Source organism: Paraburkholderia sp. JHI869 (assembly GCF_038900775.1).
Taxonomy (GTDB): domain Bacteria; phylum Pseudomonadota; class Gammaproteobacteria; order Burkholderiales; family Burkholderiaceae; genus Paraburkholderia.
In genome coordinates, this window is the sequence record NZ_JAYMSC010000025.1 from 60431 (window position 1) to 86543 (window position 26113).

The following is a 26113-nucleotide window of genomic DNA, read 5'->3' on the forward strand; positions in this document are numbered from 1 at the left end:
GCGTCACATCGCGACGAACACGCAAGCGTGTATCAGCACGCCCACCAGTCCGCCAACGAACGTGCCGTTGATCCGGATGAACTGCAGGTCACGGCCGATTTCCGCTTCGAACTTGCCGCTGACCTCCTGCGCGTCCCATCCCTTCACGACATCGGTGATCAAGCTGGAGAGCTGATGCCGATAGCGCAACACCAGCATTCGCGCAATTTCCAGCCACCAGGTGTTGAGTTTGTTCTGCATCGCGCTGGCGCTGACCATGGTCTTGCCAAATGAAGTCAACGCACTGGCGATCATGTCGCGCGCAACCGACTGCTCGCTCGCGGCATCGGCAGCGACACGCGCGCGAACGCGATCAAGCAGGAGGCGATAATAATCGCCTGCATTGAAGTGGCGGATGCAATCGCGCAGCAGGAGCCTGCCGAACCTGCGGTATTGAGCGGCCGTTTGCAGATCACGCGACAAGTCCGCCACGGCAGAATCGAATTGACGGCGGAGTTCGTGAGCGGGATTGGCGGCCACTTCGTGGACCAGCGCGACGACGCCCTCGACGAATTTGTTGACGATATAGGTATCGAGCGGCGCCGGCGTAAACCGCGACGCTTCACTGAATTTCGCCTTGATCAGGCCGACGTTGGCCGTCAGCCAGGCCTCGACGGTAACCAGCCCGCGATCCAGCAGCGGTTGATGACGATTTCCTTCAGTCAGGACAGCCAGGATCTGTCCTGCGATGCGCGACACGTCGAGTGTGCGCAACTGCGGCATTAACAGGCGATCGAACAGTTCTTCGATATCGGACTCGTCAATGCGTTCCAGCAAGCGAGGAAGCGACTCGACCACGACATCGGCGATCGTCGCACTGTTCTCCTTTTCGGCAAGCCATACGGCCAGCGCGCGTGCCGCGTTGTATTCGCTCAACCGGCCTACCACGAGTTCTGCGGTCAGGAAATTCTGTTCGACAAAGCTTCCCAGGCTTTCCGCAATGCGCGCCTGGTTTCGGGGAATGATCGCCGTATGCGGCATAGCGATGCCGAGCGGATGCCGGAACAACGCGACCACCGCGTACCAGTCTGCGACCGCGCCCACGGTACCCGCTTCGGCAATCGCGCGCACCCACGCAAGCCACGGATAGCTCGCCTGCAAAGCCACGCTTGCGACGAGCAAGGCGACCATCGCCGCGAGTAGACAGGTGGCCGTTGCGCGCATGCGCTTGAGCCGAGCCACTTTGACGTCGACGGCTGAACGCGCCTTCACACCCTGGATGCGCTCGTCATCGTCGGTCACCGAACTCAACTCGCCTCCTGCTCGAGAAACGCCTTGACGAGCGGAGCGATTTCCTTTGCGCGCGTAATCAGAAACAGGTGACCGTCGTCGATCACGTGAAGCGTGGCGTCGCGAATACGCGCGGCGAGAATCTTTGCATTGGTGAGCGGCACGATCGGGTCGTCGTTGCCGTGCATCACGAGGGTTTTTTGGCGCAGCGCGCCGAGCCACGGCAAGCTTGTCCACCCTGATGCAGCCAGCAACTGATAGAGATATCCGCGGCCGCGCGGCGCCTGGATATGACGGCTGTGCTCTTCGAGCAGCGACGCATCGCGCCGGTAGGCGCCGCCGTAAATCTCGGCGCCGACTTGCTTCAAATACTCAGGGTCGGTATAACGCCGCGGCCCAACGAGCTTCGAAAGCACCGAAAGCCGCGCGGGCACCATGATCACCCCCGGCGACGTCGCCGCAAGTATCAGCCGGCGGCACCGCCTTGGGTAAAGATGCGCAAACTGCTGCGCGAGCGCCCCACCCCACGATACGCCCAGTACATCGACAGGACCCGCGTAGCCCAACCGCGTGAGCAGCTTGTCGGACAAAACGGCGAGCGTCGAGAACCGGTACGGGATCAATGGAGCGGGCGAGCCGCCAACGCCGGGGACGTCGAATACGATCACGGTGATGTCTTCGAGCGCTGCGACGAAAGGTTCAACCAGTTCGAGATTCGCACCGATGCCATTGAACAACAGCAGCGGCGGGCAAGCGTCGCGACCGCGACGCACACCCACACGCAACCACTGACCATCCAGATCGATCATCTGAATTTGCATGGCATCGACAACCTCTGGGCTCGTTTGTATATCGGTCATCCGGTTTTTCCCCTGGCTCGGCAATTCGTTATCGTTGTGGAACGTGGCAGCTCGCTACATCACTTCTTCGGCTGCATCAGCGCCTTGATCTCCTCCACGTGCTCCGCAAAGCGCTTCGTGACGACCGCGATGCTGTCGGTCTGGGCGCGATACGCCGCGTCCGCGAGTTCCTGCATGTCGATGAAGGCCTTCTGGAGCGCGTCCTTCACGCCCTCGCCCGCATTCGCGACGCCTTCGCTGCCTGGCGTCGAGAGACGCGTCATCAGCGATTGCAGTTCGGTCATCTTCGAGCGCAGGATGTCCACCTGCTTTTGACCGACCTGTTGCATGCCGGCAAGCGCGGTCATGTTGGCCTCGGTGAGCGCCTCGACGTCCTTGCGACGCGATTCGAGGAACGCGCTCACATCTACGCCCGGCAGCTTGAACTGCGAGATGAGTTTCGTATATTCGGCAAAAATTTCGCTGGGGTTGGTCGTAGCCATGTTTGAATCTCCTGATTGAATCGAATAAAACGCTTAATTAGCGGGTTGAAAACCGTTAGTCTTGCAGAACATATGCGCCGGGGGCGCTTGCCTTGGCTGGGTGCTTCTTGCTGCCGTTCGCTGCCGGCGCGGCGCGCTTTTCGCCGGAGCGGGCCACGAGCCAGTCGCGCCAGTTATTCCACCACGTATCCTTCTCGGCCTGTGCGTTGTCCAGCCATGCATCGGAACTGGCGGGCAACGAAGGATTGAGGAAATATTTGGCCTTCGGATTGCCGGGCGGGTTGATCAGGCTCTGGATATGACCGCTCGAACTCAGCACGAAACGGGTCTCGCCGCCAAAGCGCCGTGCGGTGTTATAAACGCCCTTCCACGGCGTGATATGGTCGGTCATGCCCGCCACCACGTACTTGTCGCAAGTCACCTGGGACAAGTCGATGGGCGTGCCCAACACCGTCAATGCGCCAGGCTTGCTGAAAAGATTCCCGGTGAAAATGTCGAGCAGTTCCCCATGAAATTTCGCCGGCAATCGGGTCGTATCGTTGTTCCAGTATAGGATGTCGAACGCCGGCGGCGCATTGCCCAACAGATAGTTGTTGACCCAGTAATTCCAGACCAGATCGTTGGGTCTCATCCACGCGAACACCCGGCCCATTTCCTCGCCGGCCAGCACGCCGCGCGAAATGCTGTGCTGCTTGGCGGCCGCAACGGCCTCAGGCGTCGCAAAGAGGCCCAGTTGGGAATCGGCCGTATTGTCGAGCACGGCAACCATCAGCGTGGTCGCATTGACCGTCTTTTCGCCACGGCTCGCGAGGTGGCCGAGCAACGCCGAAATCGTCATGGCCCCGGAGCACGCGCCGTGCAGGTTGATATCGTCGCTACCGGTGATTTCGCGCACGGCGGTAATGGCCTCGATTAGCGCCGTCACGTACGTGTCGAGATCCCAATGGCTTTGCGCCGCAGTCGGATTGCGCCAGCTGACCACGAAAACCTGCAGTTCGTTTTCGAGCAGATAGTTGACGATGCTCTTGCCTTCGGACAGATCGAAAATATAGAACTTGTTGATCTGCGGAGGCACGATGAGCTGCGGCCGGCTGTAAACCTGTTCCGTCTTGGGCGAGTACTGAATCAGTTCCAGCAACTCGTTGCGAAACACCACCGAGCCGTTGGACGTACCGAGGTTCTCGCCCACTTCAAATGCCGTCTTGTTGACCTGCGCCGGCATACCCTGATTCTTGAGCATGTCCGTCACGGCATTGTTGAAGCCGTCCAGCAAGCTGATGCCGCCCGAATCGACCACCTTTTTCAGCGCGGCCGGGTTGCCCAGCAGCGTGTTGGTCGGCGAGGCCGCATCGGTGATGAGCGAGACCACGAACTTCGCACGCTCCCGGCTGTTCGCGTCGAGGCCCGAACGCTCCACGAAGCCGGCAAGCGAGTCGCGCCATGCGAGATAGCCTTGCAGCGTCATGCGATACATCGGGTTGTCCTGCCACGCCGTGTCCGTAAAGCGTTTGTCACCTGGCGGCGACGCGGTCTTTGCGCTGCCCGAGACGATGCTGAACATCTCACGCGCCAGCGCCATTTCCTGCTCCATGACCAGCGCGGGCTGCCGCATGGCCTGGGCGCCGATCTGTTGCACAGCCGCGAAGATATCGCAGGGACGCAGCCCGACGAACGGATTGGGGCCCGGCAGGGCTTGCTCGACCGAAGCGGCCAACGCCTTCGCGTTCTCGCTTTGCTGGGGCATTTCACTCGTTACTGCCATTTTCCGACTCCTCAATTGTCTCTTCCGTCTCGTATCACGCAATCAGCATCGCAAGTGTTTGTGCGACCAGTGCGGGCTTGTCTTCGCCCTCGATCTCCAGCGTGTTCATCGTCTTGACGAGCACGCGGCCTCCTCCCTTGTTCTCCGCGGACTCGAGCGTGACGCGATTGCGCACGCGCGCTCCAGCCTTAACGGGTGTCATGAAGCGCACCTTGTCGAGCCCGTAGTTCAATCCGGCTTTTGCATCCTTGGGGACAATGCCGATTTCCATCGCCAGACTCGCCAGCAGCGACAACGTCAGGTAGCCGTGAGCGATGGTTCCGCCGAACGGGCTCTCGCGCTTCGCGCGCTCCACATCCACATGTATCCACTGTTTGTCGCCGGTGCACGCTGCAAACGCGTCGATACGATCCTGATCGACAACGACCCAATCCGACACGCCCAGTTCGCGGCCCACAAAATCGCCGAGCGTCTCGACGCGGTAATTTTCCAGACTCATCGCTTCCACTCCTGACATTTACCCGACCACTCAGGCGATCTGCTCGCGCAGCGCTTTCTTGTTGACCTTGCCGACGCTCGTTCGCGCCAGCGCTTCCACGAACTTCACGATCTGCGGCACCGCGTACTTCGAGATCCTTCCTGTTGTACTAAACGACAGCACGTGTTGCTTGATGTCTTCCTCCGTGACCGCCGCGCCCTCCTTGAGCACCACTAGCGCGACTGGCCGTTCTCCCCACTTCTCATCCTTGACGCCGATAACAGCGACTTCGGAAACGCCCTCGTACTGCGAAATCAGGTTTTCGATTTCGAGCGACGATACCCACTCGCCACCGGACTTGATGACGTCCTTGAGGCGATCGGTAATCTGCACGTTGCCGGTCGGGTCGATATTGGCGATGTCCTGCGTATGCAGATAGCCGCCCGCCCAGAGTTGCTCGCTGGCCTCAGGGTTCTTCAGATAGCCTTGCGTGAGCCACGGCGCACGCGCGACGATCTCGCCCGTCGATCTACCGTCGTGCGCAAGGTCGGTCATTTCGTCGTCCACCACGCGTAGATCGACGAGCGGAACCGGCAAGCCGGTCTTGCACCGCAGGCGAATCTGCTCGTCGGCATCCAGCTTCTCCGCGCCAGGCGGAAGCTGCGCAAGGCTGAGCACCGGACAAGTCTCGGACATGCCGTAACCCGCGAACACATCGATGCCGCGCGCCACTGCCGAGGCCGCCAGGCCCTGCGGCAGCGCGCTGCCGCCAATGATCACTTTCCACTTGCTGAAGTCCGTCGCCTTCGCCTCGGAGCACGTGAGCAGCATGTGCAGGATCGTGCCCACGCAATGCGAGAAGGTCACGCCCTCGTCCTCGATGAGTCTCGCGAGGCGCTCCGGCACGTAGCGGCCCGGATAGACCTGTTTCACGCCGAGCACCGTGGCGATATAGGGCATGCCCCAGGCGTGGACATGGAACATCGGAGTCAGCGGCATGTACACGTCGCCGCGGTGAAAGCGTTGCCCGGAGATCGGCGCTGCAAGCGCGGCCATGAGCGAGACGGTGTGCAACACCAGTTGCCGATGCGTGAAGTAGACGCCCTTCGGCAAACCGGTCGTGCCGGTCGTATAGAACGTCGTTGCACGCGTGTTCTCGTCGAACTCCGGGAAGTCGTAGCTCGTGCTGTTCGCCGCGAGCATCGCCTCGTACTCGGTCGAGAACGCAATGGCGTGTGCGGGCGCTTCGCTGCCCGGCTCGTCGATCCACACAAACGTACGGACCGTTTCGAGCTGATCCTTGATCGACTCGACTACTGGAATGAAATCGGTGTGAACGAACAGGACTTCGGCGCCAGCGTGATTGATCGTATAAGCGATCTCCGCGGGAGACAGACGCACGTTCACGGTTTGCAGAACCGCGCCCATCATCGGGATTGCGAAATAACTTTCGAGGTAACGGTGGCTGTCCCAATCCATCACCGCGACGGTGCTGCCGTATTCCACGCCGAACTGGGCGAGACCGTTGGCAAGGCGCGCAATGCGCTCACGCAGGGTTGCGTAGCTCATGCGCAGTTGACCGCGATAGACGATCTCCTGCTCCTGTGCCTGAGCGAAGGGCGTATGCAGCAATTGCTTGATCAGCAACGGATAAGCGTAGGCATTGCTGGCGTTAGCCGTCTTCACGTCGTCCGACATCGATATCTCCTGGGTTCCTGAACATGGATCGCATGAACGCCGGTGCTTGGTTTTTCGTTCTGATCGGAGCGGCGTTCCGTTGAAGCAATGATCCCGGCATCGGCACTCCTGCAATATCCCCCGGATGGGGGAGCGCAGCGAAAACCCCGATCGAGAGGGATTCCGGGGCGATTCGATGATTTGAAAATCTCATCACAGCAATTCGCTGTGATTGTTGGATGTGATCGAACGCACGCCTAAGATTTGGCGCAGCACTAGCCAAACGGAGCTTTCCATGCCAATGACACATGTTTCGATGCGCGCCGGCCGGCCCGCGCCATTTCGCACCGCAGTCCTGAAGGGCATTCACGAGTCCCTGCACGAGGCGCTCGGCGTTCACCCGGAAGCCTTCTTCATGACGATCACCGAGCACGAAGACGCCAACTTTCTCGCGAACACGACGTTCCCGTTCGAGCGCAGCGCGGACTTGCTGCTGGTTCAGATCACGCTGACCGCAGGCCGCAGCGCCGACGACAAGAAACGTTTCTACGAGCACCTCGTCAGCAAACTGCAAGCCACGCTCGGCGTCGATCCCGCCGACGTCTTCATCAACATCATCGAAGTGGCTAGCGAGAACTGGTCGCCCGGTAACGGGCTTGCCGGCCGCAACGCGGTCATTCCCGCCGCTGATTCGCCTGTGGCTCGCGCCGCCCGCTAATGGCGGCGTGAGGCAACTTGATTTAGCCATTAACCCATTCATTCTGGAGTCGTCATGACCAAGCCGTACGCTGTTCCCCTTTCGCCCCGTGGACAATCGAGCATTGCGCCCCCGCCGCCGTGGCACTATTCGGGCGATTTCCTCCTCGTCGAATTCTGGGCCGATCCCGCCGCGGTGGCCGCCGTGCTCCCCAAGGGTCTGACTGCCGATCCGGCATCGCCGGGGCATGCAACCGCCCTCTTCATCGACTGGCAATTCACCGGCAGCAACGACGAGATGCTCGACCCGGCGCGCTATCAGTACCGCGAATTCTTCATCCTCGTGGACGCCCTGCACGACGGCAAGCCCGTTTCGTACTGCCCGTACATCTTCGTCGACAACGATTCCGCGATGATGCGCGGCCTGATTCAGGGCTTCCCGAAGCGCTATGGCCAGGTGCATCAAACGCGTTCGTTTGCGGCGCTGAGTCCCGCCGCCGCGCCCATTGCGGCCGGCACGCGCTTTGCCGCCACGGCATCCGCCGCCGGTCAGCGACTGGCGCGCGCCGAGGTCAAGCTGGAGAAGGCTGTTGAAGACGTTTCCAAACTCAGCATTGCCGGCCGCCCGGTCGTGAATCTGCGCTATTTCCCGCGTCTCGCCGCGGGCCAGCATGAAACGCCGGCTGTGAACGAACTCGTGCTCTCCGTCATGGACAACGCGCAGATCGCGGGCGTGTGGACTGGCGAAGGCAAGCTCTCGTTCCCCATTGCAGAAGGCGAAGAGATTGCGGATCTCCAGCCCGTGCGCGTAGGCGCCGGCTTCCGCGGTTCGATGGCTTATAGCGTGACGGATCTGAAAACGCTGAGCGACGACACGAAGTAATCGCATCAGATAAATGAGGGCCGCGGCGTGCCTCCCCCATTTGCGGGAGGGCACGCCGCTTTTTCGACGGATAATATGCGTTGAATGTATGCGGCCAGCGCCGCGCTTGAACATTGATCTGCATATTGACTGCTTCACATGGCCCTCATGACCGACACGTCCGACGAAATGCGGACAAACCAGTGGTTCAGTGCGTTACCTGCCGAAGAACAAGAAGCGCTGATCCGCAGCAGCGAACTCATGACGCTGGGCGCGGGAGAATATCTTTTCCATCGCGGTGATGCGCCGAGTGCCTTTTACGGCATCAAGAGCGGCCGCCTCAAAGCCTCCACCGTTCGCGAAGACGGCAAGGAAGCCATCCTTGCCGTGGTCGAAGCGGGCAACTGGTTCGGGCAAACTTCCCTCACGAGCAGACAACCGCGCCCGCGTGACGTCATTGCACTCGATCGCTCGATCCTCTTCGTGGTGAGAGCCGCTGCCTTCGAAGCACTGATGCAGCGCAGCCACCCGTTCGTGCGCGCGATTGCGGAGTTGCAGTCGCTCCATATGAACTGGCTTTATCGAATGGTCGAAGACGCCACGCTTCATTCCACGCGTGCGCGCATTGCGCGCCGCCTGCTCTCACTTGCTTCCGGCGACGTGACGCTGGCACCGCAGTGCCGCCAGAACGTGAGCCTCTCTCAGGACACGCTTGCCATGATGCTGGGCATCACGCGCCAAACGCTGTCTCTTGAACTCAAGGCGATGGCGGAAAAAGGCGCGATCACGCTCCGGTATGGCCGAATCGAGATCTTGTCGAAAGACATGCTCTCGTCCTTTCAGGATTACCCATGATCGCGCCCATACGGTCCGTTTAGAACAAGTGCCGCAAGCCCGCCGTCACACCAAGCTGGGTGCTGCCGAACGCCGAACTCACTGCGTTGATGCCCTGGAACTGCGCGCCGATCATGCCGCCGCGGTACAGCGAGTAATCCACTTCGACATAAGTGTCCGTGCGCTTTGACCAGTTGTAGTCCGCAAGCAACTGGAACTGCGTGGCGTTGCCGTCACCGGACGCGGCCTTGCCGGTCTGGATCGTGCGCCACACGTTGGCGGAGAGATGCGTGGCGAAGCCGATTTGCTGCGTCACGCCGCCAAAGAACATCTCTCGCGCGCTGAACGTATTGAATTTCAGCGCGGTCAATGCGGGCTGGGAGAACGGGCCGTTAGGGAAATTGCCGACAAAGCCGGAGTCTTGCCGGTTCACGACCCAGCCGGCATTCACGGTGGTCGAAGCGAACGTGTACGAGCCGCCCACTGTCCATGACTTGAGGTGCTGGGAGGCATTCACGGCGTCGCGCGAGTCGAGATACGCGGCAGAAAAGGTCAGCGGCGCAGCAGGCAGATACAGAATGGACGCGCCAATCTGGCTGCCGGCGCCGAACTGGCCCGCCTGGCCGCCAAACGCATACGAGACCTCGGCGGTGATGTATTGATACCGCACCGCGTACTTGACCATGTTGCTCGTCCATACGCCCTGGGCCATCATGACTTCAGGCCGGAACTGGTAGAACGACGGCAGCCAGCGGTTCGAAATGAAGGAACCCAGCACCGCATCAGCGAACGGATTGATCTGGCGACCCATCGTCAGCTTGCCGTACGTGCTCGATTGCAGGCCGACAAAAGCCGTGTTGAAGAACGGATAGGCCGGGTCCAGTTGCCCCGAGTTCGGAAAAAAGCGATTTTCGATAGTGAAGATGACTTTCGTTCCACCGCCAATGTCTTCCGCGCCCTTGATGCCGAAGTGGCTCTCGCTCGCGCCGCTCAACATCTGATACTGCGAATCGCCTGCCGGGTTCGCGTGCGTCGTATAGCGAAGGCCGACATCGACCAGACCGTAGAGCGTCACCGACGACTGCGCGGCCGCAGGCGCCGAATACAGCGTAGCCGCGGAAATGGCGCCCACCAGCACGCCTGCCGTGCGGCCACGCGTTCTCCTTCCAGCCCGTTTGCTGCTTTCCGAAACGGCATTGCCGGGCAATCTCCTTACCTTCCTCATTCCACGACTCCAATCTTATGTTTATGTTGCACTACGAATTAATCGGATCAGATCGGCACGCTTAGATTCGCGCCGATACGGATGGTCTCCTCCGCTCAAATTCTGTTCTGTCGAGGGGCGTGTTCAATCGCCCAGTCGAGGCATCGCGCCCAAGACCATAAGGTGCCCGAGAAGGCTTCGCTAAACCGTCAGAAACTTTACATTTCCCGGCGCGCTTCAAATGCAAGAAATCTTGCAGTTGAATCACGACGATTCTGGTAGCCCTTCGCGCCGGTTTTCCACTTCCTGCAATACGCGCCACTGAACCTTGCCGCTCGCGCTGCGCGGCAAGCTGTCGGCAAACGCAATCACGCGCGGAACCTTGTAGGCCGCCATGCGCTCGCGAGCCCACGCGACAATGTCGTCTTGCGTCGCGAATGCGCCGCTGCGCAGAACGATGACGGCCTTCACGGATTCGCCCCGGCGTGCATCGTGAGTCGCAATCACGCAGGCCTCCTGCACGGCCGGATGTTCGAACAGCATGGCCTCGACCTCGGCGGGCCACACCTTGTAGCCAGACGCGTTGATCATGCGCTTGCGCCGGTCAACCACGAAGAAGTAGCCCTCGTGGTCGATATAGCCAAGATCGCCCGTGCGCAGATAGCGCCGCCCGTCGATCGAGGCGAACGCGTCGTGTGACGCTTGCGGCGCGTTCCAGTAGCCGTCGAACACCTGCGGCCCGCTCACGAGAATTTCGCCTGTCTCCCCTTGCCCAAGCGGCAGCAGCGAATCGGGATCGACAACCAGCGCATAGGTGTTGAAAACTGGCACGCCCATGCATTGCGGCTTGCTCCGCGTGCGCGGGTTGATGTGCGTTGCCGCCATCGTTTCGGTGAGCCCGTAGCCTTCCACGTAGGTAATGCCCCAGCGCTTCTCGATCTCCTGCGCCACGGCCTGTGGCATCGCGGCTCCGCCTCCGCTCAGGTAGCTGATCGAGCCGAGGTCGAAGCTCGCGATGTCCGCGAGATTCAGCAGGTCGATCACCATCGTCGGCACCGTGACCCATGTGCTTACGCTATGACGCTCGATCAGATGGGCTGCGCATCTCGCGTCCCAGCGGGTCATGATCACCATCGTCGCGCCGAGGAAGACCGGCATGTTCATGCAGTTCTGCATGCCGGTGACGTGAAATAGCGGCACGGAACACAACATCACGCTCCCGGCAGGGAGATCGGGCCAGGCGCCGCAAGAGACTGTCGAATGCATCACGCTGCGGTGCGTATGAATGCAACCCTTCGGGTGCCCGGTGGTGCCGGACGTATACGGAATCACCGCAAGGTCGGCGGGACCCGCTTCGTGGGGGCGCGCAACGTACGCATGCAGAAGCGCGTCGTACCAGCGGGTGACGCTGGCATCGTTTTCCGGCGATTGCGTATCGTACTGTCGCTGGGAAGCAGTCAGGACGTCGGGCAGAGGCAGATCCGTCTGCATGTCTAAATAGTCGGCATAGCGCGCCGTAACGATATGGTCCACAGCGCGTCCCAGGAGCGGCCGCACATGCTCCATGAGTTCGTCGCCAACCAATGCCACTCGCGCGCCGCTGTCTTCGAAGATATGCTGCAGTTCGGCCGTCCGGTTCATCGGATTGATGGGCACGACGACCGCATCCGCGCGCAGCACCGCATAGAACGCAATGACGAACTGTGGACTGTTCTGCATGAAGAGTACGACGCGCTCGCCCTTGCCGATACCGCAATGTTGCTGCAGGAATCCGGCCATCGCCTCTACTTCGTCGCGCAATTGCCCGTAGCTTATTGAATTGCCGTAGTAGAGGATGGCGTCCTTCTCAGGATGACGATTCGCACAGACTTCGAGATTTGCAAAAAGCGAGGTCTGCGGTATGGCGAGCGCACGCAATGATGTTGCCTTCATGAAAACTCCAGACATGAAACGCAACGCCCAGGCTTTAGGCGCTGCGCCTTGAAACGGGACGCCTCCGCGCGAGGCGCTCAGCCCGGCGCGGAGGTTCTTCTTCACTGCGTCATTCACGACACCCGCTTTCGGCTCCACTGACCGATCGCTTCGAGCGTCTCGGCCGCTTCGGGCAGGAACGGAAACAGCGTGAAGACATGAACGGAGTCATCCACCATCTTCAGCGTCACGTTCGCGCCGGCGGCCTTCGCGCGCTCGGCAAAGCGCGTCGTATCGCTTTCGAGCACTTCGCCATGCACGGCCGCAAGATAGACCGGTGGAAGATCCGTGAGATCGGCGAATAGCGGCGACACCATCGGGTCAGTCGGCTCGTGGCCCTGGAAGTAGCCCGCGACAAGGTTGGTCAGCGTCTCGCGATTGGCGGCCGGGTCGTCGCCCGAGTTCGCTTTCACGGAGGGGCCGCTCAGCGTGAGGTCGGTCATTGGGCAGATGGCGATCACACCGGCCGGCAGCGGCAGCCCCGCGCGGCGCAGCGCGGCCGCCAGCGCCAGCACGAGGCCGCCGCCGGACGACTCGCCGCTCAGGAAGAGCGTGGCGGGATCGACGCCCGCGGCGAGCAGGCCGCGATACGCGCTGAACGCATCGTCGATGGCCGCCGGATACGGATGCTCGGGCGCGAGGCGATAGTCGACCGTGTAGCACGGGCCGTTCAGCGCATGCGAAAGACGGCTTGCATATTCGACTGAACTTTTAGCAGAACCAAGTACATAGCCGCCGCCATGAAAATGCAGCACCTTCGCTTTATGCCCCGCGCCCTCGGACGTCACCCGCAGCGAGCGCACGCCGTCGAGATCGACTTCCTTCACCTGGGTGCTCGCCGGTGCGGGGAATTGCCCCAGCAGGAACCGCTCGTAAGCGGCGTGCTGACCGCGATCGCCACGCGCCACATCGTCGGGCGTAAAGACGCCCTTCCACAGATCGAACGCACGCTGGCTCTCGGCGCGCTTCATGCGCTTGCCTTCACGCGCCGCGCTCAGGCCCACCACTTCGCCCGGCGGCAATTTCGCCGCCGCGATGATGTCGTGCCCCCAGGCGAACGACCACGAAATCTCGCCCAGCGGATCGATGCGCGACAGCCCCTTGAGCCGCCCGTTGCGCTGGCGCACGCGCGCCGCGTCGGGCTCGTGCGCCCAGTCCACCACGTAGCGCGCCCCCGCCTGGATGCGCTTCGTGCGCGGCTGGCGACGGCGCTCGTATTCGAGCAGCGCGTCCTGCACGCCGGCCCGGCCGTGGCGCTTGAGGCAGGTGGCGAGCACCCAGGCGTCCTCGATCGACTGGCAGGCGCCTTGCGCGAGATACGGCACCATCGCGTGCGCGGCGTCGCCGAGCAGCGCGATGCGGCCGGTGGTCCAGCTTTCGATCGGATCGCGGTGGTACATGCCCGTGATGAACGCGTCGTCCACCTGCGCCAGCATCTTTTGCACCGTCGGCTCGCAGTCCTCGAACGAGCGCCGCAGTTGCTCGACATCGCCCGACTGCGTCCACGACTCGCGGCTCACCTCGGTAGCCGGCACCGACGCGAGAATGCTGTAGAGGTCCTTGCGAACCCAGTAGGACACGATATTGCGGCCAATGCCGAACCAGTTGTTGCCCGCCACCGGCAGGTTCAGCCCTTCGAGCCGGTCAGCCGGGATCAGTGAGCGCCACATGAGGATATTCGCGAACTGCTTCTCCTCCGGCCCGCGCAAGGCCGTGCGCACGGCGGAATGAATGCCGTCCGCGCCGATCACCACGTCACCGCGAATCACTTCGCCGCTCTTCAGCGTGACCCAGGCGCTCTCGTCGTCCTGCGAGACCGACTCGCACTCCGCGCCAAGCCGCACTACGCCAGGCGGCAACGCCTTCGCGAGCAGGTCGATCAGATCGGCGCGGTGAATGTTGTAGAGCAGCGCGCCATAGCGCGCCTCGGCCTCCTTGCCGAGCGGTGCGTAGTAAAGGCGCCGCCCCGTCGACAGTTCGAGGTAATCGAAGCCGGCCGGCACCGTGGCAACGCTCGCCACCGCCTGTTCGAGCCCCAGTTCGCGCAGCACGATCGTGCCGTTGGCGGCGATCTGCACGCCCGCCCCGACCTCGGTCAACTGCGGTGCACGCTCCAGTACAATCGGCTCGATCCCGTGATGCAACAAGGCCAGCGCCGTGGTGAGGCCGCCGATGCCGCCCCCTGCAATTACGATTTTCATGCTAAGTTTCTCCTACCGGGTTAGTTAACCCAGTGTAGTTAGTTATCTCGATACGGTAAAGTAATGACGACACCAGGAAAACCCCTTAGATCGGACGGCGCCGAGACCCGAACGCGTCTGAAAGAGGAAGCGCAGCGCCTCTTCGCGCTACGCGGGCTGGAGGGGGTGTCCGTGCAGGACATCATTTCGGCGGCGGGTCAGCGCAATAGCGCGTCGCTGCGCTACTACTTCGGCAACAAGCTCGAACTGGCGCGTGAACTGGTCGTGGATGGCGCGCGCTTGATCGACGAGGACCGTCAGGCGCGCCTGGACAAGTTGGAGGCGGAAGGCGCGCTGAGCGTGCGCGCGGTACTGGGGGCGTTGCTCTTTCCGATGCTCGAACTGGCCGATCGAACAGGCCAGCCGACCTATATCCGCATGATCGCCAACCTGCAGTTGAACGATCGCGCGTTCCTGCGCGAGGCGCTGGAAAACAAGTGGAATGCGGGCTATCAGCGCTGCAATGCGCTGCTGCGGGACCTGCTGCCGGACATCGACGCGGAGATCGTCGATCACCGGCTTTCGCTCGTCGGCATCTATGGCAATGCCGCGCTGGCCGCGTGGGAGGCAAGCCGGGACAGCGGCGAGCCGGGGCGGCTCTGGGCCCCCGGCTACGCCGTGTCGAACTTGATGGACACCTTCGAAGGCATGCTCGCTGCACAACCTTCGGAAGAAACGCGATCGCTGCTGGGCGAGTCCAAAAGCAACCGCGAGACGTCTCGCTAGCGCGTCAGGTAGGCATTCTCAACGCCCGGCTCATAGGGCCGCGCCTTGATCTCCATGCGCGCAATGCTCTGGAGATGCACCTCGTCCGGGCCATCGGCGAACTTCAGTGCGCGCCCCCACGTCCAGCTGTCCGCGAGCGGCGTGTCGGGGCTCAGGCCCATCGCGCCGAAAGTCTGGATCGCCCGCTCGCAGACGGCGGTGTGCACGTTCGGCACGAGCGCCTTGATCATCGCGATTTCCTTGCGCGCTTCCTTCGCGCCCACGTTGTCGATCATCCAGGCGGCCTTCAGCACGAAGAGCCTGGCCTGATCGATTTCGATCCGCGACTTCGCGATCCACTCCCCAACCGAGCCGTGCTCATAGAGCTTCTTGCCGAACGCCGTGCGCGCCTGCGCGCGTTCGATCATCAGTTCGAGCGCCAGTTCGGCCGCGCCGATCGAGCGCATGCAGTGGTGAATGCGTCCCGGTCCAAGACGCGCCTGGGCGAGCGCAAAGCCGCTGCCTTCTTCGCCGAGCAGATTGGAGCGCGGCACACGCACGCCCTTGAATTCGATTTCGCAGTGGCCTTCAGGCGCCGTGTGATTGACCACCGTGATATTGCGGACGATCTTCACGCCCGGCGTGTCGCGCGGCACGAGAATCATGCTTTGCTGCTGGTGCGCGGGTGCGTCCGGGTCCGTTTTGCCCATAACGATGAACAGCTGGCAATTCGGATGCGCGGCGTTCGTGATGAACCACTTGCGTCCATCGATCACATAGTCGTCGCCTTCGAGGCGAATGGACGTGGTGATGTTGGTTGCGTCCGACGAGGCCACCGCGGGTTCCGTCATGGCAAACGCCGAGCGGATCTTGCCGTCGAGCAGCGGCTCGAGCCACTTCTTGCGCTGCGCGGGCGTAGCGAACATGTGGAGCAGCTCCATGTTGCCCGTGTCCGGCGCGTTGCAGTTGAATACTTCGGAGGCCCAGGAAACGCGCCCCATGATCTCGGCAAGCGGCGCGTACTCGAGATTGGTCAGCCGCGTGCCCGGCTCGTCGTCGCGCAGATGCGGCAGAAACAGGTTCCAGAGGCCTTCCGCGCGCGCCTTTTCCTTCAGGTCTTCCATGAAGGAGACGGGATACTGTCCCGCGCTCACTTCTTCGTGCCATTGGTGAATGCGCGGCACGATATGCGTGTCCATGAACGCGCGCACCTGCGTGCGCAGCGCTTCGACTTTTGAGCTATAGGCAAAGTCCATTTTGCTCTTCCTTCAATCGTGGTGAATGTCGTGCGGCGCAAGCGTCAATAGCGCGCCGCTCCCATGGTTAGATCGTTTGCCCGCCGTCCACGACGATGCACTCGCCGTTGGTGTAGCTCGATGCATCGGAGACGAGATACAGCACGGTACCGGCCATCTCGCGAGGCTCCGCATGGCGGCGCAGCGGAATCTTCGTCATCCAGCTTTCGTACATGGCCTGGTCTGCGAACAGGGCGCCGGCGAATCTGGTCTTCGTGAGGCCCGGCAGCAAGGCGTTCACGCGGATGCCGAGCGGCCCGCATTCCTTGGCGAACGCGCGCGTCATGTTGACCACGGCGGCCTTCGTGATCGAATAAATGCCCTGCTTGTCGCCGGGTTGCAGCGCATTGACGGAAGCCGTGTTGACGATCGCGCCGCCGCCGTGCTCGCGCATCAGCTTGCCCGCCTCGACCGACATGAAGAAGTAGCCACGCAAGTTGACCTCCACCGTCTTTTCGAAGGACGAAAGATCGGTGTCGAGAATGTGGCCGAAATACGGATTCGCCGCCGCGTTGTTCACGAGGATGTCCAGCTTGCCGTGCTTCGAGCGGATGTGCTGGAACACGCCTTGAATGTCGTCGAGACGCCCTACGTGGCACGGATACGCCTCGGCGCTGCCGCCCGCCTCCCTGATGCCGCGCGCCACACTCTCGCAGTCATCGAGCTTGCGGCTCGAAACGATCACGTGGGCGCCCTGCTCCGCTAGCAGCTTCGCGATTTCCTCACCAATGCCACGGCTCGCGCCGGTGACCAAGGCAATCTTGCCATCCAGATCGAACAAATTAGTAGTCACAACTGTCTCCTCAATATCTCCGCGTGTCCGCGTTAAACGCCAGCCGTCAGATGACGTCGACGCCCATTTTCGCTAGCGCACCCGCCATTTCGCCGACCTGGCGCGCCTTCTCGTTCGATGCGTTGCCACCCAGCGCACGCTTTTTCACGCCCTGTGCGATGGCAGCGAGCCGGAAGAAGCTGAACGCGAGGTAAAAATTCCAGTGCTCGATCGACGCAATGTCCCGCAAGCTGCAATACCGCTCGACGATCGCGGCCTCGTCCGGCACGCCGAGCGCGGCCCTGTCCAGCCCCGCCAGACCGCCGATATGGCCTTTGGGCGGAAGCCGCAGGCACATGCAGAAATACGCGAGGTCGGCGAGCGGATTGCCGAGCGTGGAGAGTTCCCAATCGAGCACGGCGCGAACTTTCGGCGTGCCGCGATGGAAGATCAGGTTATCGATGCGAAAGTCGCCGTGCACGAGCGAGGGCTTGCGCGTTTCGTCCGGACAGTGCGCCGGCAGCCAGTCGATCAGCGCTTCCATCGCGGCGAGATTATCGGTCTGCGCCGCGCGATATTGCTTGGTCCACACGTCGATCTGGCGTGAGAAGTAGTTGCCTGCGCGGCCGTAGTCGCCAAGGCCAACGGCTTCGACATCCACATCGTGCAAAGCGGCCATCGTGCCGATCAGCGCGTCGTAGATGCCGCCGCGCTCGCCAGTGGGCAACGCGGGCAAGGCCGGGTCCCAATAGATTTCGCCGTCTTCGAAGCTCATCACGTAGAACAGGCTGCCGATCACCTCGCGGTCCTCGCAAAGGTGCAAGGCCCGCGCAACGGGAACCGGCGTGTTGCCAAGCGCGCTCAGCACGCGGAATTCGCGGTCCACGGCATGCGCGGACTTGAGCAGTTCGCCCGGCGGCTGACGCCGCAGCACATAGCGCCCACTTTGCGCTTCGAGAAGAAACGTGGGGTTCGACTGCCCACCGGCGAACTTCTCGACGGACATGGGCCCCTGAAAACCGGGCACGTGCGCGCTCAGATAACGCGTAAGGGCATCGACATCGAACTGAAGACTTGCATTCATCATGGAGCGGGAATCCGGATTCGAGTCAGCCATAGGTGACGAGCTCGCGCCTCTCGGCCTGTTCGAGATGCGGCAAAGTGTTGAAGGTGACGAGCGTCATGGCGCTGTCGTTGAAAACGTACTGGCTCACGCTGCTGTTGCGGATCTGCATGTTGAGCGCGATGGCCGCCGCCGCGGGTGCCTGGAGAATCTGCTGGGTGAAGACGGCGATCGGACCGCCCGAACTCACCACCAGAACGCGCTTGCCGCCCGCGCGTTGAATGGCGAGACGCGCACGCTCCACACGCGCCTGGAACTGCCCCCAGGTCTCGGGAACACGCCCGGGCAGTCTATCTTCGGACCAAAGCTGCAAGACCTGTTTGAGCCCCTTGTAAAAGTGCTTCTTCGAGCCATCGGCCAGGAGTCCTGGCGCGAGACCGCTCTCGTCGAGCGCGGAAAAGAGGGCGTGAAAATCGTACTCGTTCAGATCCGCGTCCCGCACGATCTCCACGGGCGCACCGCCCATCGCGGAGAGCAAAGCGTCGGCGGTTTGTGCGTGCCGCCGCATCGTGCCGGTGACGACGCGGTCGAACGTCAGGCCCGACTGTGCGTAGTATTCGCCCAGCCAGCGCGACTGGGCGCTGCCTGAAGTTGAAAGCTCGTCATAATTTTCGGCGCCGAAAGACGCCTGCCCATGTCGTACCAGGTAGAGTTCCGCCATGCCAACCTCGTCTGAACATGACTGGAACAATACCGGGGCGCCGAGTATTCAGGAAATTTATTCTCGTGATACTGCGCCATAACGGATGGTGACACCCGCGCCTATTGCCGCTGTTTGCGCATGAGGCGGCCGATCTGCTCGCGCAGCCAGCGATGCGCGGGGTCCGCCGTCACGCTGCGGTGCCAGTAGCCATGCGTCTCGAGATCGGGAAGAGCGAACGGCAGCGCCAGGATGCGCGCGTCATAGCGCTTGAGCAGCATGAGCGGCGCGGTCAGAACGAGGTCGGTGCGCATCGCGATCAGAGGCGCGACGAGATAGTGCTGCACGCGGGTCTGGATGGTGCGCCGCAGTCCCAGCTTGTTGAGTTCCGTATCGACGAGACCGGGCCCTTGCCGGCGGCTGGACACATGAATATGGCCGAAGCGCAGGTAGTCGTCGATCGTGAGCTTCTTCTTCGCGAATGGGTGCTCGTTGCGCACCATGCACGCGTAGCGGTCGTGGCCCAGCGGCTCCTGCTCGAGGTACGGGTCGTCGATGAGGGGCGCGTCGATCGCCAGGTGAACCGCGCCGCTCGCGAGCGCTTCGGGCACGTCGCGGCGCGTCGTGAAGTAGCTCTCGATGCGGATGCCGGGCGCGAGGCGCTGCAGGACATCTTCCAGCGCGGGAAGCAGCAATGCCTCGGTCAGATCGTTCATGCTGAGCCGGAAGGTTCGCTGCGACGAGGCCGGATCGAAGCGTTCGCCAGCGTGCGTGCTCGAATCGAGCAGTTGAAGCGCCTCACGCACCCGCCCGATGATGTTCTCGGAAACCGGCGTGGGCATCATGCCCGCCGGCGTGCTCACGAACAAGGGATCGTCGAATGCCTTGCGCATGCGCGCGAGCGCATTGCTCACGGCGGGCTGCGTGATGAAAAGCAGCTCCGCCGCGCGCGTGAGATTGCGCGTTCGATAGACGGCTTCGAAAACGACGAAGAGGTTGAGGTCGACTTTGGATGGGCGCATGGCCTGAGCCTAACCGCCCCGTTGTTATGCCGTCAATCGAGGGCGTAATCGACAAGCCCGCGTTGCATCGCGTCGTGTCCGTGAGTGGCGAGCACCTCGCGGCCCACCGCGGCGATATCGGTGCAGCCGCACAGCGCCATGGTCGTATCGAGTTCGGCCGCGATGATGTCGAGGCTCTTGCGCACGCCCGCCTCGCCCCCTGCCGCCAGACCGTAGAGAAACGCGCGGCCGATCAGCGTGCCGCGCGCGCCCAGCGCGAGCGCTTTGAACACGTCCTGCCCGGTGCGCACGCCGCTATCGAGCCACACCTCCACGCGATCGCCCACGGCATCCACGATGACGGGCAGCGCCTCGATCGTCGACATCGCGCCGTCAAGCTGGCGCCCGCCATGATTGGAAACGATCACCACGTCCGCACCGGCCTCTACTGCGCGTTGCGCGTCGTGGGCGTCGAGAATGCCCTTGAGGACGAGTTTCCCTTTCCAGAGCTTGCGTATCCATGCGATATCCGCCCAGGTCATGGTCGGATCGAACTGGTCCCGCACCCACGAGGACAGCGACGACATGTCGTCGACGCCCTTCACGTGGCCGACGATATTGCCGAAGTGACGCCGCTTCGCACGCGCGATGCTCCACGACCAGGCGGGCTTGCTCGCCATGTTCATGATATTGGCGAGCGTCATGCGAGGCGGCGTGGAGAGGCCGTTCCTCACATCCTTGTGGCGCTGGCCGCCCACCGGAAGATCCATCGTCACGACGAGCGCGGTGCAGCCGACGCTTGCGGCGCGCGCGATCAGCCGCTCGATGAATGCGCGGTCGCGCATCACGTAAAGCTGAAACCAGAACGGCGCGCTAACGCTCTGCGCAACATCTTCGATCGAGCAGATGCTCATGGTCGAGAGCGTAAACGGCACGCCAAAGCGCTCCGCAGCACGCGCCGCGAGGATTTCCCCGTTACCGTGCATCATGCCGGCGAGACCTGTTGGCGCGAGCGCGACCGGCATGGCGACCTCCCGGCCCGCCATCACGGTCTTGAGATTGCGCGCGCCGATGTCGACACCCACGCGCTGGCGCAACCTGATCTTGCCCAGTTCGGTTTCATTCGCGCGATAAGTCGACTCCGTATAAGAGCCCGAGTCCACATAGTCATAGAACATGCGCGGTATGCGCCGCTGCGCGGCTGCGCGAAGGTCTTCGATGCATGCGATGAGGTTCGCCATTGTCTCGCTCCAGTTGTATCGAAGCGATACTAATTGGCCGCCCTGCTTCAACGCGCGAATTTTGTTCCGCCTGAGTGCGAAAGATATTCCGCTGCCTGCTGGCTTGCGCGCGCACAGACGCCGACCAGCCAGTCGGCAAAATCGCCCGCCGGTCCAGGCGACCTGTGAGGCATCAGATAGTACGGCGGCACTGGGCACGTGATCCCAGGGAACAACGGCACGAGCGCCCCCGTCGCGAGCCACGGGTACGCAAGCGTCGGCCTGCCGAGCGCGACGCCCCGGCCGCTAACCGCCGCCTCGAGCAGCAAGCCGAGGTCCATCAGCTTCGGGCCTTCCTGCGGCTCTTGCCAGTCGAGGCCCGCCGCATGCAGCCACGGCGTCCACGGCTCAAGTGACGTTCTCAGCAGCGGCACGCGTGCTAAGTCGGCGGGTTGGGTCAGCTGTCCAACGGCGCGCAATAGCGAAGGCGCGACCAATGGTGTTGCGCAATCGCGCATCAAGATCGTGCAGCCCGGCTCGACGGGCTCACCACCGCGTATCCACAAGTCGATATCGCCGGGCGCGCTGTCCGGATACGGCGTGCTCAGCACGAGTTCGAGTTCGACCGAGGCGTAGCGGTCCGTAAATTCGTGGAGCTTCGAGGCGATGATCTGGCGCGCGAAGGTCGGCGGCGCGCACACGCGCAGGCGCTGTTTTCGTGTGTCGTCGAGTTGATGCAAGGGCACCGCTGCGAGCAGCCGAAGCGGACCCGACACCTGCTGCAAATATTCCTTTCCCGCTTCGGTCAGCACCAGCGTCTTGGCGCTTCTGTCCAGCAGTTGAACGCCGAGAAGCTGCTCGACGGCGGCCACGCGCTTGGCAACGGCGCTCCCGGTCACGCAAAGCGCCTCGGCCGCGCGCTCGAACGTGCCATGCCGCGCGGCGGCCTCGAATGCCAGAAGCCCGTCGAGAGTCGGAATACGAAGGCGGGAAGGGTTCATGTTCATCAAATGACCGGAGCGCGCCGTCAAAAGTACGAATATACGGCGCTTTCTGGCTTCCGGCCTGCTCCCCGGGGAAATCACCGAATTGTTCGATTTCTTGCAGTCCTTTGGGAAGCGCCACGGTAAGTTCGTCGCTTCAAGCAAAGGTCCCACGCAGGTTCGACATGAAAAAGCTGTTCTCCGTAGACCCCACCGGCATCGGCCGCCCCAATGGCCCGGCCGCCGCCGACGCCATCCCCGAGGCCCTGCTGGAGGGCACGCCCGCCGTATTGAGAACGCACCTGGAGCATTTGCTGGGACCGGAGCGCGTACTGCATCGAGTGGTCGACCTCGTGCGCTACGCGTCGGACGCGAGCCCATACCGGCTCGTTCCCCAGGTGGTGGTCGAAGCGCACGACGCGAGCGATATCGCGAAGGTGCTGAAATTCTGCGGCGAAACGGGGCGTCACGCGACCTTCCGGGCTGCGGGCACGAGCCTGAACGGGCAAGCCCAGTCGGACGATATTCTCATCGACGTTCGCAAGCATTTCACCGGCATCCTCTCGATTGCGTCTGGCGGCGCGAGTATCAAGGCTCGCGCCGGGACGATCCTCGCGCATGCGAACGTGCACCTATCGTGCCACGGGCGCAAGATCGGCCCCGATCCCGCCAGCGCCAATGTTTGCACACTGGGCGGCGTGGTGAGCAACAATGCCGGCGGCATGCGCTGCCGCGTTAATCAGGATGCCTATCATACGGTCAGCGCTATGAGTTTCGTGACGGCCTCGGGCACGAAGATCGACACGGCGAGCGTCGAAGCCGAACAGCAATTCGCCCTCCATGAGCGCGCGCTCGCCTCCGGCTTGATGGCCCTGAAAGCGGAGATCATGGCCGACCCCGCATTGGTCGAACGCATCCGCCAGAAGTACGCTATCCGCAACACGCATGGCTACCGGCTGGACGCGTTTCTGGACGGCGATACCCCGCTCGAAATCTTCGGACGCTTGCTGGTCGGTTCGGAAGGCACGCTGGGCTTCGTCTCCGACGTGACGTTCGACACGATTCCGAGCGCGCCGATCACGAGTGTCGCGTGGCTGGCATTTCCTTCGATCGACGCCGCCATCGCGCTGGTGCCGAAGCTCGTCGAGCTGGGAGCGCAGGCTGCCGAATTGATGGTGGCCCCCGCCTTGCGCGCCGCCGCCGAGGCCTTTCCCGGAACGCCTGACTACTGGCGCACGCTCCAGCCGGAAGCCGCAGCGCTGCTGGTTGAGTTGGGGGCGTCGGATGTCGCGTCGCTGAAGCACAAGGAAGCGGCTTTCATCGAACTCTGCGCGAAAACGGACCTGATCGCCGAGCCGGTGTTCACTAGCCACGAGGAAGCGGTCGAGCTTGCGTGGTTCGTGCGTGAAGGCCTGCTGGGTCTCGTCGGCAAGCAACGCCCTGTCGGGTCGATGCTGATCGTCGAGGACGTCTGCTTTCCGCCGACCAGGCTCGCCAACGCCGCGCGCGACCTGCAGCAGTTGCTGCGCAAGCACGGTTTTATGCCTGGCGTGGCGGGTCACGCCGCGCACGGCAATCTGCATTTCACGTTGACCGCGCGACTCGATGAAGAAGAGGGCCGCGCGCAATACTCGAAATTCATGACCGAGTTGGTCGAACTCGTCGTCAAACAATACGATGGATCACTCAAGGCCGAGCACGGAACGGGGCTCAACATGGCGCCATTTCTGGAACAGGAATGGGGTGAGCGCGCGACAGCGATCATGTGGAAAGTCAAGCAACTGGCCGACCCGCATGGCGTGCTCGCGCCGAACGTCATTCTCACCCGCGACGATCAGGTCCACCTCAAGGGCCTCAAAACGCAGCCCGGCATCGAAACCACCGCAAATGCGAGCCTGTGTATCGAATGCGGCTTCTGCGAGTCCGTTTGCCCGAGCCGCAACGTCACGATGACGCCGCGCCAGCGCATCGTCGTGCGAAGGGAGATGGCCCGCCAGCCGGAGGGATCGGCGGTGCTTCGACGGCTTCAGGAGCAGTACCAGTACGATGCGATTCAAACCTGCGCCGGCGACGGGACCTGCGCCCTGCCTTGCCCGATCGAAATCGACACCGGCGCCTTGATGCGCACGTTCCGTCAAGCGACGCAAACCGACGCATCGGAAGCTGCTGCGCGCTTCGTCGCGCAACGCTGGAATGGCGTTGAACAAGCGAGCAAGGTGGCTTTGCGCGGTGCGCGCTACATGGGCGAATCGCTTGGCTGGAAAGCCGTGCGCGCCGTAGCCGAAACGGCGCGCCTCGTTGCCAGCGACGACGTCGTTCCGAGCGTGCCCGGCCCGATGCCGCAGCCCGCGCGAGCGTTGCCGGCCACGCGAAGGGAGAACGCACACGCCGTTTATTTCACGGCGTGCGTCAACCGGATGTTCGGACGCGACCCCGATGCGCCCGCCGATGCCCTCTCGATCCAGCAGGCACTCATCGCGGTGTCCTGGCGCGCAGGGAAGAACCTTTGGATTCCTGACGACATTGGCGGAACGTGCTGCGCCACGCCGTTCAGTTCGAAAGGTTATGCATCGGCACGGCAAATCATGGCGGAAACGACGCTCGAACGCCTGTGGAAATGGAGCGACGCGGGACGCCTTCCCATCGTGGTCGATGCTGCCTCGTGCACGCACGGCCTCGTCCACGGTCTGGACGACGTGCTTACTCCTGAACAGCAGGAACGCCGCAAGCGGCTGAACATCATCGACTCGATCACCTGGTGCGCGAGACTGCTCCCCGAACTGGAGGTCTATGAGCGGCTAGGCAAGATCGTCATCCATCCGACCTGCGCGATGTCTCATTTGAAGCTGACCAAAGACCTCAAGCGCATTACGGGGCATATGGCAGCCGAGGTCGAAATACCGGTAGGCGCGACGTGCTGCGGCACGGCCGGCGACCGTGGCCTCCTCCATCCCGAACTGGTGATTTCCGCAACGCGGGATCAAAAGGCGTACCTCGAGAATGTGCAGGCAGACGCCTACGTGTGCGCAAACCGCACCTGCGAAATGGGACTCAAACAAGCGATGGACCGCCCTTACGAGTCGTTCCTGTTCAGTCTGGAAGCCGCCACGCGAAAGCCCGGCGTATGATTTCCCCCAATGATGCTTGAGAACCCTTCATCATGAGCTCGGGATATCAACACACCGGCCGTCTGCTCGATCTCGACGCCGTGCAGGCCTTCGTGCTGGTTGCCGACCTCAGCAGCTTCACGCGCGCGGCCGAGGTCCAGGACACCACGCAGTCGGCCATCAGCCTGAAAATCAAACGGCTCGAGGAACGACTTGGCAAGCGCCTGCTGGAACGCACGCCCCGGCACATTCAACTGCTGCCCGAAGGCGTGGCGTTTCTCTCGGCGGCGCGTGAGTTGCTGAGCGCACATGACCGCGCATTGGCCAGCGATGTTCGCGAGCAGCGCAGCCTGCGCCTTGGCATCATCGATCACACCGCTGCGGAAGAACTGATTCCCTTGCTTGCGCGCGTGTCGAGCCACGACCCGACATTGCGCGTCGAAGTGCGCATCGGCGCTTCGAGCGAGATGCTCGAGGCGTACGACGCCGGCGAACTCGACGCGGCCTTCGCGCGGCGCGACCCCGCACGACGCGATGCCGAGCGCCTCTTCGTCGAGCACTGCGGATGGTTCGCGGCGCCGCAGTGGTCGCCCAACCCGGACGAGCCCTTGCGCGTGGCATCGTTATCCGCGCCTTGCGGGGTGCGTGCCAACGCGCTCAAAGCGCTGGACGAAGCCGGCATCCAATGGACCGAGGTTTTCGTGGGCGGCGGCATCGGCACGGTCGGCGCGGCCATCATGGCAGGACTTGCCGTCGCGCCGCTCACCCGGCGAGGACGCCCGCCGCGTGCCGTGGACGTCGGAAGCCGTTTTGGATTGCCGCCGCTCGCACCGATCGAAATCGCGGTTTATACGCGTGTGCGCGATCCGTCATTGAAAGAAGCCATTCGTATTTTTGGCGCCGCGTTGCGCAATGCCAATACGCGATTCTGA

Annotated in this window: 22 protein-coding genes; 6 read left to right on the forward strand and 16 right to left on the reverse strand. The window is 62.6% G+C overall.

The annotated features are described in order from the left end of the window. Positions 1-3: 3 nt before the first annotated feature. The 6 genes from VSR72_RS32065 to VSR72_RS32090 are packed head-to-tail and all read right to left on the reverse strand — an operon-like array spanning position 4 to position 6549. The gene (locus VSR72_RS32065; protein WP_342956334.1) at positions 4-1281 is read right to left on the reverse strand and encodes a DUF445 domain-containing protein; all 1278 of its coding nucleotides are present in this window, start codon (positions 1279-1281) and stop codon (positions 4-6) included. 5 nt (positions 1282-1286) lie between these two features. Next, positions 1287-2129: a poly(3-hydroxyalkanoate) depolymerase gene (phaZ, locus tag VSR72_RS32070; protein ID WP_342956277.1), complete on the reverse strand. Its 843-nt coding sequence runs from the start codon at positions 2127-2129 to the stop codon at positions 1287-1289. Between the two features lie 59 nt (positions 2130-2188). Continuing rightward, positions 2189-2611, reverse strand: coding sequence for a TIGR01841 family phasin (gene phaP / locus VSR72_RS32075; RefSeq protein WP_342956278.1), 423 nt, complete (start codon positions 2609-2611; stop codon positions 2189-2191). Between the two features lie 55 nt (positions 2612-2666). Next, entirely contained in the window at positions 2667-4373 is a 1707-nt protein-coding gene (locus tag VSR72_RS32080; RefSeq protein ID WP_342956279.1) for an alpha/beta fold hydrolase, read from the reverse strand. A gap of 34 nt (positions 4374-4407) precedes the next feature. Then, entirely contained in the window at positions 4408-4872 is a 465-nt protein-coding gene (locus VSR72_RS32085) for a MaoC family dehydratase (RefSeq protein WP_342956280.1), read from the reverse strand. A 30-nt stretch (positions 4873-4902) separates the two neighbouring features. Continuing rightward, the gene (locus VSR72_RS32090; RefSeq protein WP_342956281.1) at positions 4903-6549 is read right to left on the reverse strand and encodes a fatty acid--CoA ligase; all 1647 of its coding nucleotides are present in this window, start codon (positions 6547-6549) and stop codon (positions 4903-4905) included. Between the two features lie 274 nt (positions 6550-6823). On the opposite strand from VSR72_RS32090, the gene VSR72_RS32095 reads away from it, so the two are divergent. The 3 genes from VSR72_RS32095 to VSR72_RS32105 all read left to right on the forward strand — a co-directional run bounded on the left by VSR72_RS32095 (position 6824) and on the right by VSR72_RS32105 (position 8941). Next, positions 6824-7246: a tautomerase family protein gene (locus tag VSR72_RS32095; protein ID WP_342956282.1), complete on the forward strand. Its 423-nt coding sequence runs from the start codon at positions 6824-6826 to the stop codon at positions 7244-7246. A 54-nt stretch (positions 7247-7300) separates the two neighbouring features. Then, a complete protein-coding gene (locus VSR72_RS32100) occupies positions 7301-8107 on the forward strand; it encodes an acetoacetate decarboxylase family protein (RefSeq protein ID WP_342956283.1) in 807 nt (268 codons plus the stop codon). 138 nt (positions 8108-8245) lie between these two features. Further along, positions 8246-8941: a Crp/Fnr family transcriptional regulator gene (locus VSR72_RS32105; RefSeq protein WP_342956284.1), complete on the forward strand. Its 696-nt coding sequence runs from the start codon at positions 8246-8248 to the stop codon at positions 8939-8941. 19 nt (positions 8942-8960) lie between these two features. Here VSR72_RS32105 and VSR72_RS32110 read toward each other — a convergent pair whose 3' ends face one another. The 3 genes from VSR72_RS32110 to VSR72_RS32120 all read right to left on the reverse strand — a co-directional run bounded on the left by VSR72_RS32110 (position 8961) and on the right by VSR72_RS32120 (position 14296). Further along, positions 8961-10145 (reverse strand): porin, encoded by a 1185-nt coding sequence (locus VSR72_RS32110; RefSeq protein ID WP_342956285.1) that lies wholly within the window; start codon positions 10143-10145, stop codon positions 8961-8963. A 243-nt stretch (positions 10146-10388) separates the two neighbouring features. Then, positions 10389-12056: a long-chain-fatty-acid--CoA ligase gene (locus VSR72_RS32115; RefSeq protein ID WP_342956286.1), complete on the reverse strand. Its 1668-nt coding sequence runs from the start codon at positions 12054-12056 to the stop codon at positions 10389-10391. Between the two features lie 113 nt (positions 12057-12169). After that, positions 12170-14296 (reverse strand): alpha/beta hydrolase fold domain-containing protein, encoded by a 2127-nt coding sequence (locus VSR72_RS32120; protein ID WP_342956287.1) that lies wholly within the window; start codon positions 14294-14296, stop codon positions 12170-12172. 63 nt (positions 14297-14359) lie between these two features. Here VSR72_RS32120 and VSR72_RS32125 point away from each other — a divergent pair, with 63 nt between their 5' ends. After that, complete coding sequence (locus VSR72_RS32125) at positions 14360-15061, forward strand: TetR/AcrR family transcriptional regulator (RefSeq protein ID WP_342956288.1); 702 nt, start codon at positions 14360-14362, stop codon at positions 15059-15061. Here VSR72_RS32125 and VSR72_RS32130 read toward each other — a convergent pair. The 7 genes from VSR72_RS32130 to VSR72_RS32160 all read right to left on the reverse strand — a co-directional run bounded on the left by VSR72_RS32130 (position 15058) and on the right by VSR72_RS32160 (position 22092). Continuing rightward, complete coding sequence (locus VSR72_RS32130) at positions 15058-16296, reverse strand: acyl-CoA dehydrogenase family protein (RefSeq protein ID WP_342956289.1); 1239 nt, start codon at positions 16294-16296, stop codon at positions 15058-15060. The genes VSR72_RS32125 and VSR72_RS32130 overlap by 4 nt on opposite strands. Before the next feature lie 67 nt (positions 16297-16363). After that, positions 16364-17128 carry an SDR family oxidoreductase gene (locus VSR72_RS32135; RefSeq protein WP_342956290.1) on the reverse strand — a complete coding sequence of 255 codons (765 nt, stop codon included), beginning with the start codon at positions 17126-17128 and terminating at the stop codon, positions 16364-16366. A gap of 46 nt (positions 17129-17174) precedes the next feature. Then, positions 17175-18194 carry a phosphotransferase gene (locus tag VSR72_RS32140; protein ID WP_342956291.1) on the reverse strand — a complete coding sequence of 340 codons (1020 nt, stop codon included), beginning with the start codon at positions 18192-18194 and terminating at the stop codon, positions 17175-17177. A gap of 22 nt (positions 18195-18216) precedes the next feature. After that, a complete protein-coding gene (locus VSR72_RS32145; protein ID WP_342956292.1) occupies positions 18217-18891 on the reverse strand; it encodes a histidine phosphatase family protein in 675 nt (224 codons plus the stop codon). A 101-nt stretch (positions 18892-18992) separates the two neighbouring features. Further along, positions 18993-19892 carry a LysR family transcriptional regulator gene (locus VSR72_RS32150; RefSeq protein WP_342956293.1) on the reverse strand — a complete coding sequence of 300 codons (900 nt, stop codon included), beginning with the start codon at positions 19890-19892 and terminating at the stop codon, positions 18993-18995. Positions 19893-19924: 32 nt separating this feature from the next. Continuing rightward, on the reverse strand, positions 19925-21112 hold the full coding sequence (locus VSR72_RS32155; protein WP_342956294.1) for an alpha-hydroxy acid oxidase: 1188 nt from the start codon (positions 21110-21112) through the stop codon (positions 19925-19927). Between the two features lie 47 nt (positions 21113-21159). Then, on the reverse strand, positions 21160-22092 hold the full coding sequence (locus VSR72_RS32160; RefSeq protein ID WP_342956295.1) for a LysR substrate-binding domain-containing protein: 933 nt from the start codon (positions 22090-22092) through the stop codon (positions 21160-21162). Between the two features lie 167 nt (positions 22093-22259). Between VSR72_RS32160 and VSR72_RS32165 the strand changes: the two genes are divergently transcribed. Both VSR72_RS32165 and VSR72_RS32170 read left to right on the forward strand, forming a co-directional pair. After that, entirely contained in the window at positions 22260-25202 is a 2943-nt protein-coding gene (locus VSR72_RS32165) for an FAD-binding and (Fe-S)-binding domain-containing protein (protein ID WP_342956296.1), read from the forward strand. A 32-nt stretch (positions 25203-25234) separates the two neighbouring features. Continuing rightward, a complete protein-coding gene (locus VSR72_RS32170; RefSeq protein WP_342956297.1) occupies positions 25235-26113 on the forward strand; it encodes a LysR substrate-binding domain-containing protein in 879 nt (292 codons plus the stop codon).

Coding starts and splice junctions, on each gene's coding strand:
- phaZ (WP_342956277.1), bottom strand. CDS start 2,129: ATGACCGATATACAAACGAGCCCAGAGGTTGTCGATGCCATGCAAATT.
- phaP (WP_342956278.1), bottom strand. CDS start 2,611: ATGGCTACGACCAACCCCAGCGAAATTTTTGCCGAATATACGAAACTC.
- VSR72_RS32080 (WP_342956279.1), bottom strand. CDS start 4,373: ATGGCAGTAACGAGTGAAATGCCCCAGCAAAGCGAGAACGCGAAGGCG.
- VSR72_RS32085 (WP_342956280.1), bottom strand. CDS start 4,872: ATGAGTCTGGAAAATTACCGCGTCGAGACGCTCGGCGATTTTGTGGGC.
- VSR72_RS32090 (WP_342956281.1), bottom strand. CDS start 6,549: ATGTCGGACGACGTGAAGACGGCTAACGCCAGCAATGCCTACGCTTAT.
- VSR72_RS32095 (WP_342956282.1), top strand. CDS start 6,824: ATGCCAATGACACATGTTTCGATGCGCGCCGGCCGGCCCGCGCCATTT.
- VSR72_RS32100 (WP_342956283.1), top strand. CDS start 7,301: ATGACCAAGCCGTACGCTGTTCCCCTTTCGCCCCGTGGACAATCGAGC.
- VSR72_RS32105 (WP_342956284.1), top strand. CDS start 8,246: ATGGCCCTCATGACCGACACGTCCGACGAAATGCGGACAAACCAGTGG.
- VSR72_RS32110 (WP_342956285.1), bottom strand. CDS start 10,145: ATGAGGAAGGTAAGGAGATTGCCCGGCAATGCCGTTTCGGAAAGCAGC.
- VSR72_RS32115 (WP_342956286.1), bottom strand. CDS start 12,056: ATGAAGGCAACATCATTGCGTGCGCTCGCCATACCGCAGACCTCGCTT.
- VSR72_RS32120 (WP_342956287.1), bottom strand. CDS start 14,296: ATGAAAATCGTAATTGCAGGGGGCGGCATCGGCGGCCTCACCACGGCG.
- VSR72_RS32125 (WP_342956288.1), top strand. CDS start 14,360: ATGACGACACCAGGAAAACCCCTTAGATCGGACGGCGCCGAGACCCGA.
- VSR72_RS32130 (WP_342956289.1), bottom strand. CDS start 16,296: ATGGACTTTGCCTATAGCTCAAAAGTCGAAGCGCTGCGCACGCAGGTG.
- VSR72_RS32140 (WP_342956291.1), bottom strand. CDS start 18,194: ATGATGAATGCAAGTCTTCAGTTCGATGTCGATGCCCTTACGCGTTAT.
- VSR72_RS32145 (WP_342956292.1), bottom strand. CDS start 18,891: ATGGCGGAACTCTACCTGGTACGACATGGGCAGGCGTCTTTCGGCGCC.
- VSR72_RS32150 (WP_342956293.1), bottom strand. CDS start 19,892: ATGCGCCCATCCAAAGTCGACCTCAACCTCTTCGTCGTTTTCGAAGCC.
- VSR72_RS32155 (WP_342956294.1), bottom strand. CDS start 21,112: ATGGCGAACCTCATCGCATGCATCGAAGACCTTCGCGCAGCCGCGCAG.
- VSR72_RS32160 (WP_342956295.1), bottom strand. CDS start 22,092: ATGAACCCTTCCCGCCTTCGTATTCCGACTCTCGACGGGCTTCTGGCA.
- VSR72_RS32165 (WP_342956296.1), top strand. CDS start 22,260: ATGAAAAAGCTGTTCTCCGTAGACCCCACCGGCATCGGCCGCCCCAAT.
- VSR72_RS32170 (WP_342956297.1), top strand. CDS start 25,235: ATGAGCTCGGGATATCAACACACCGGCCGTCTGCTCGATCTCGACGCC.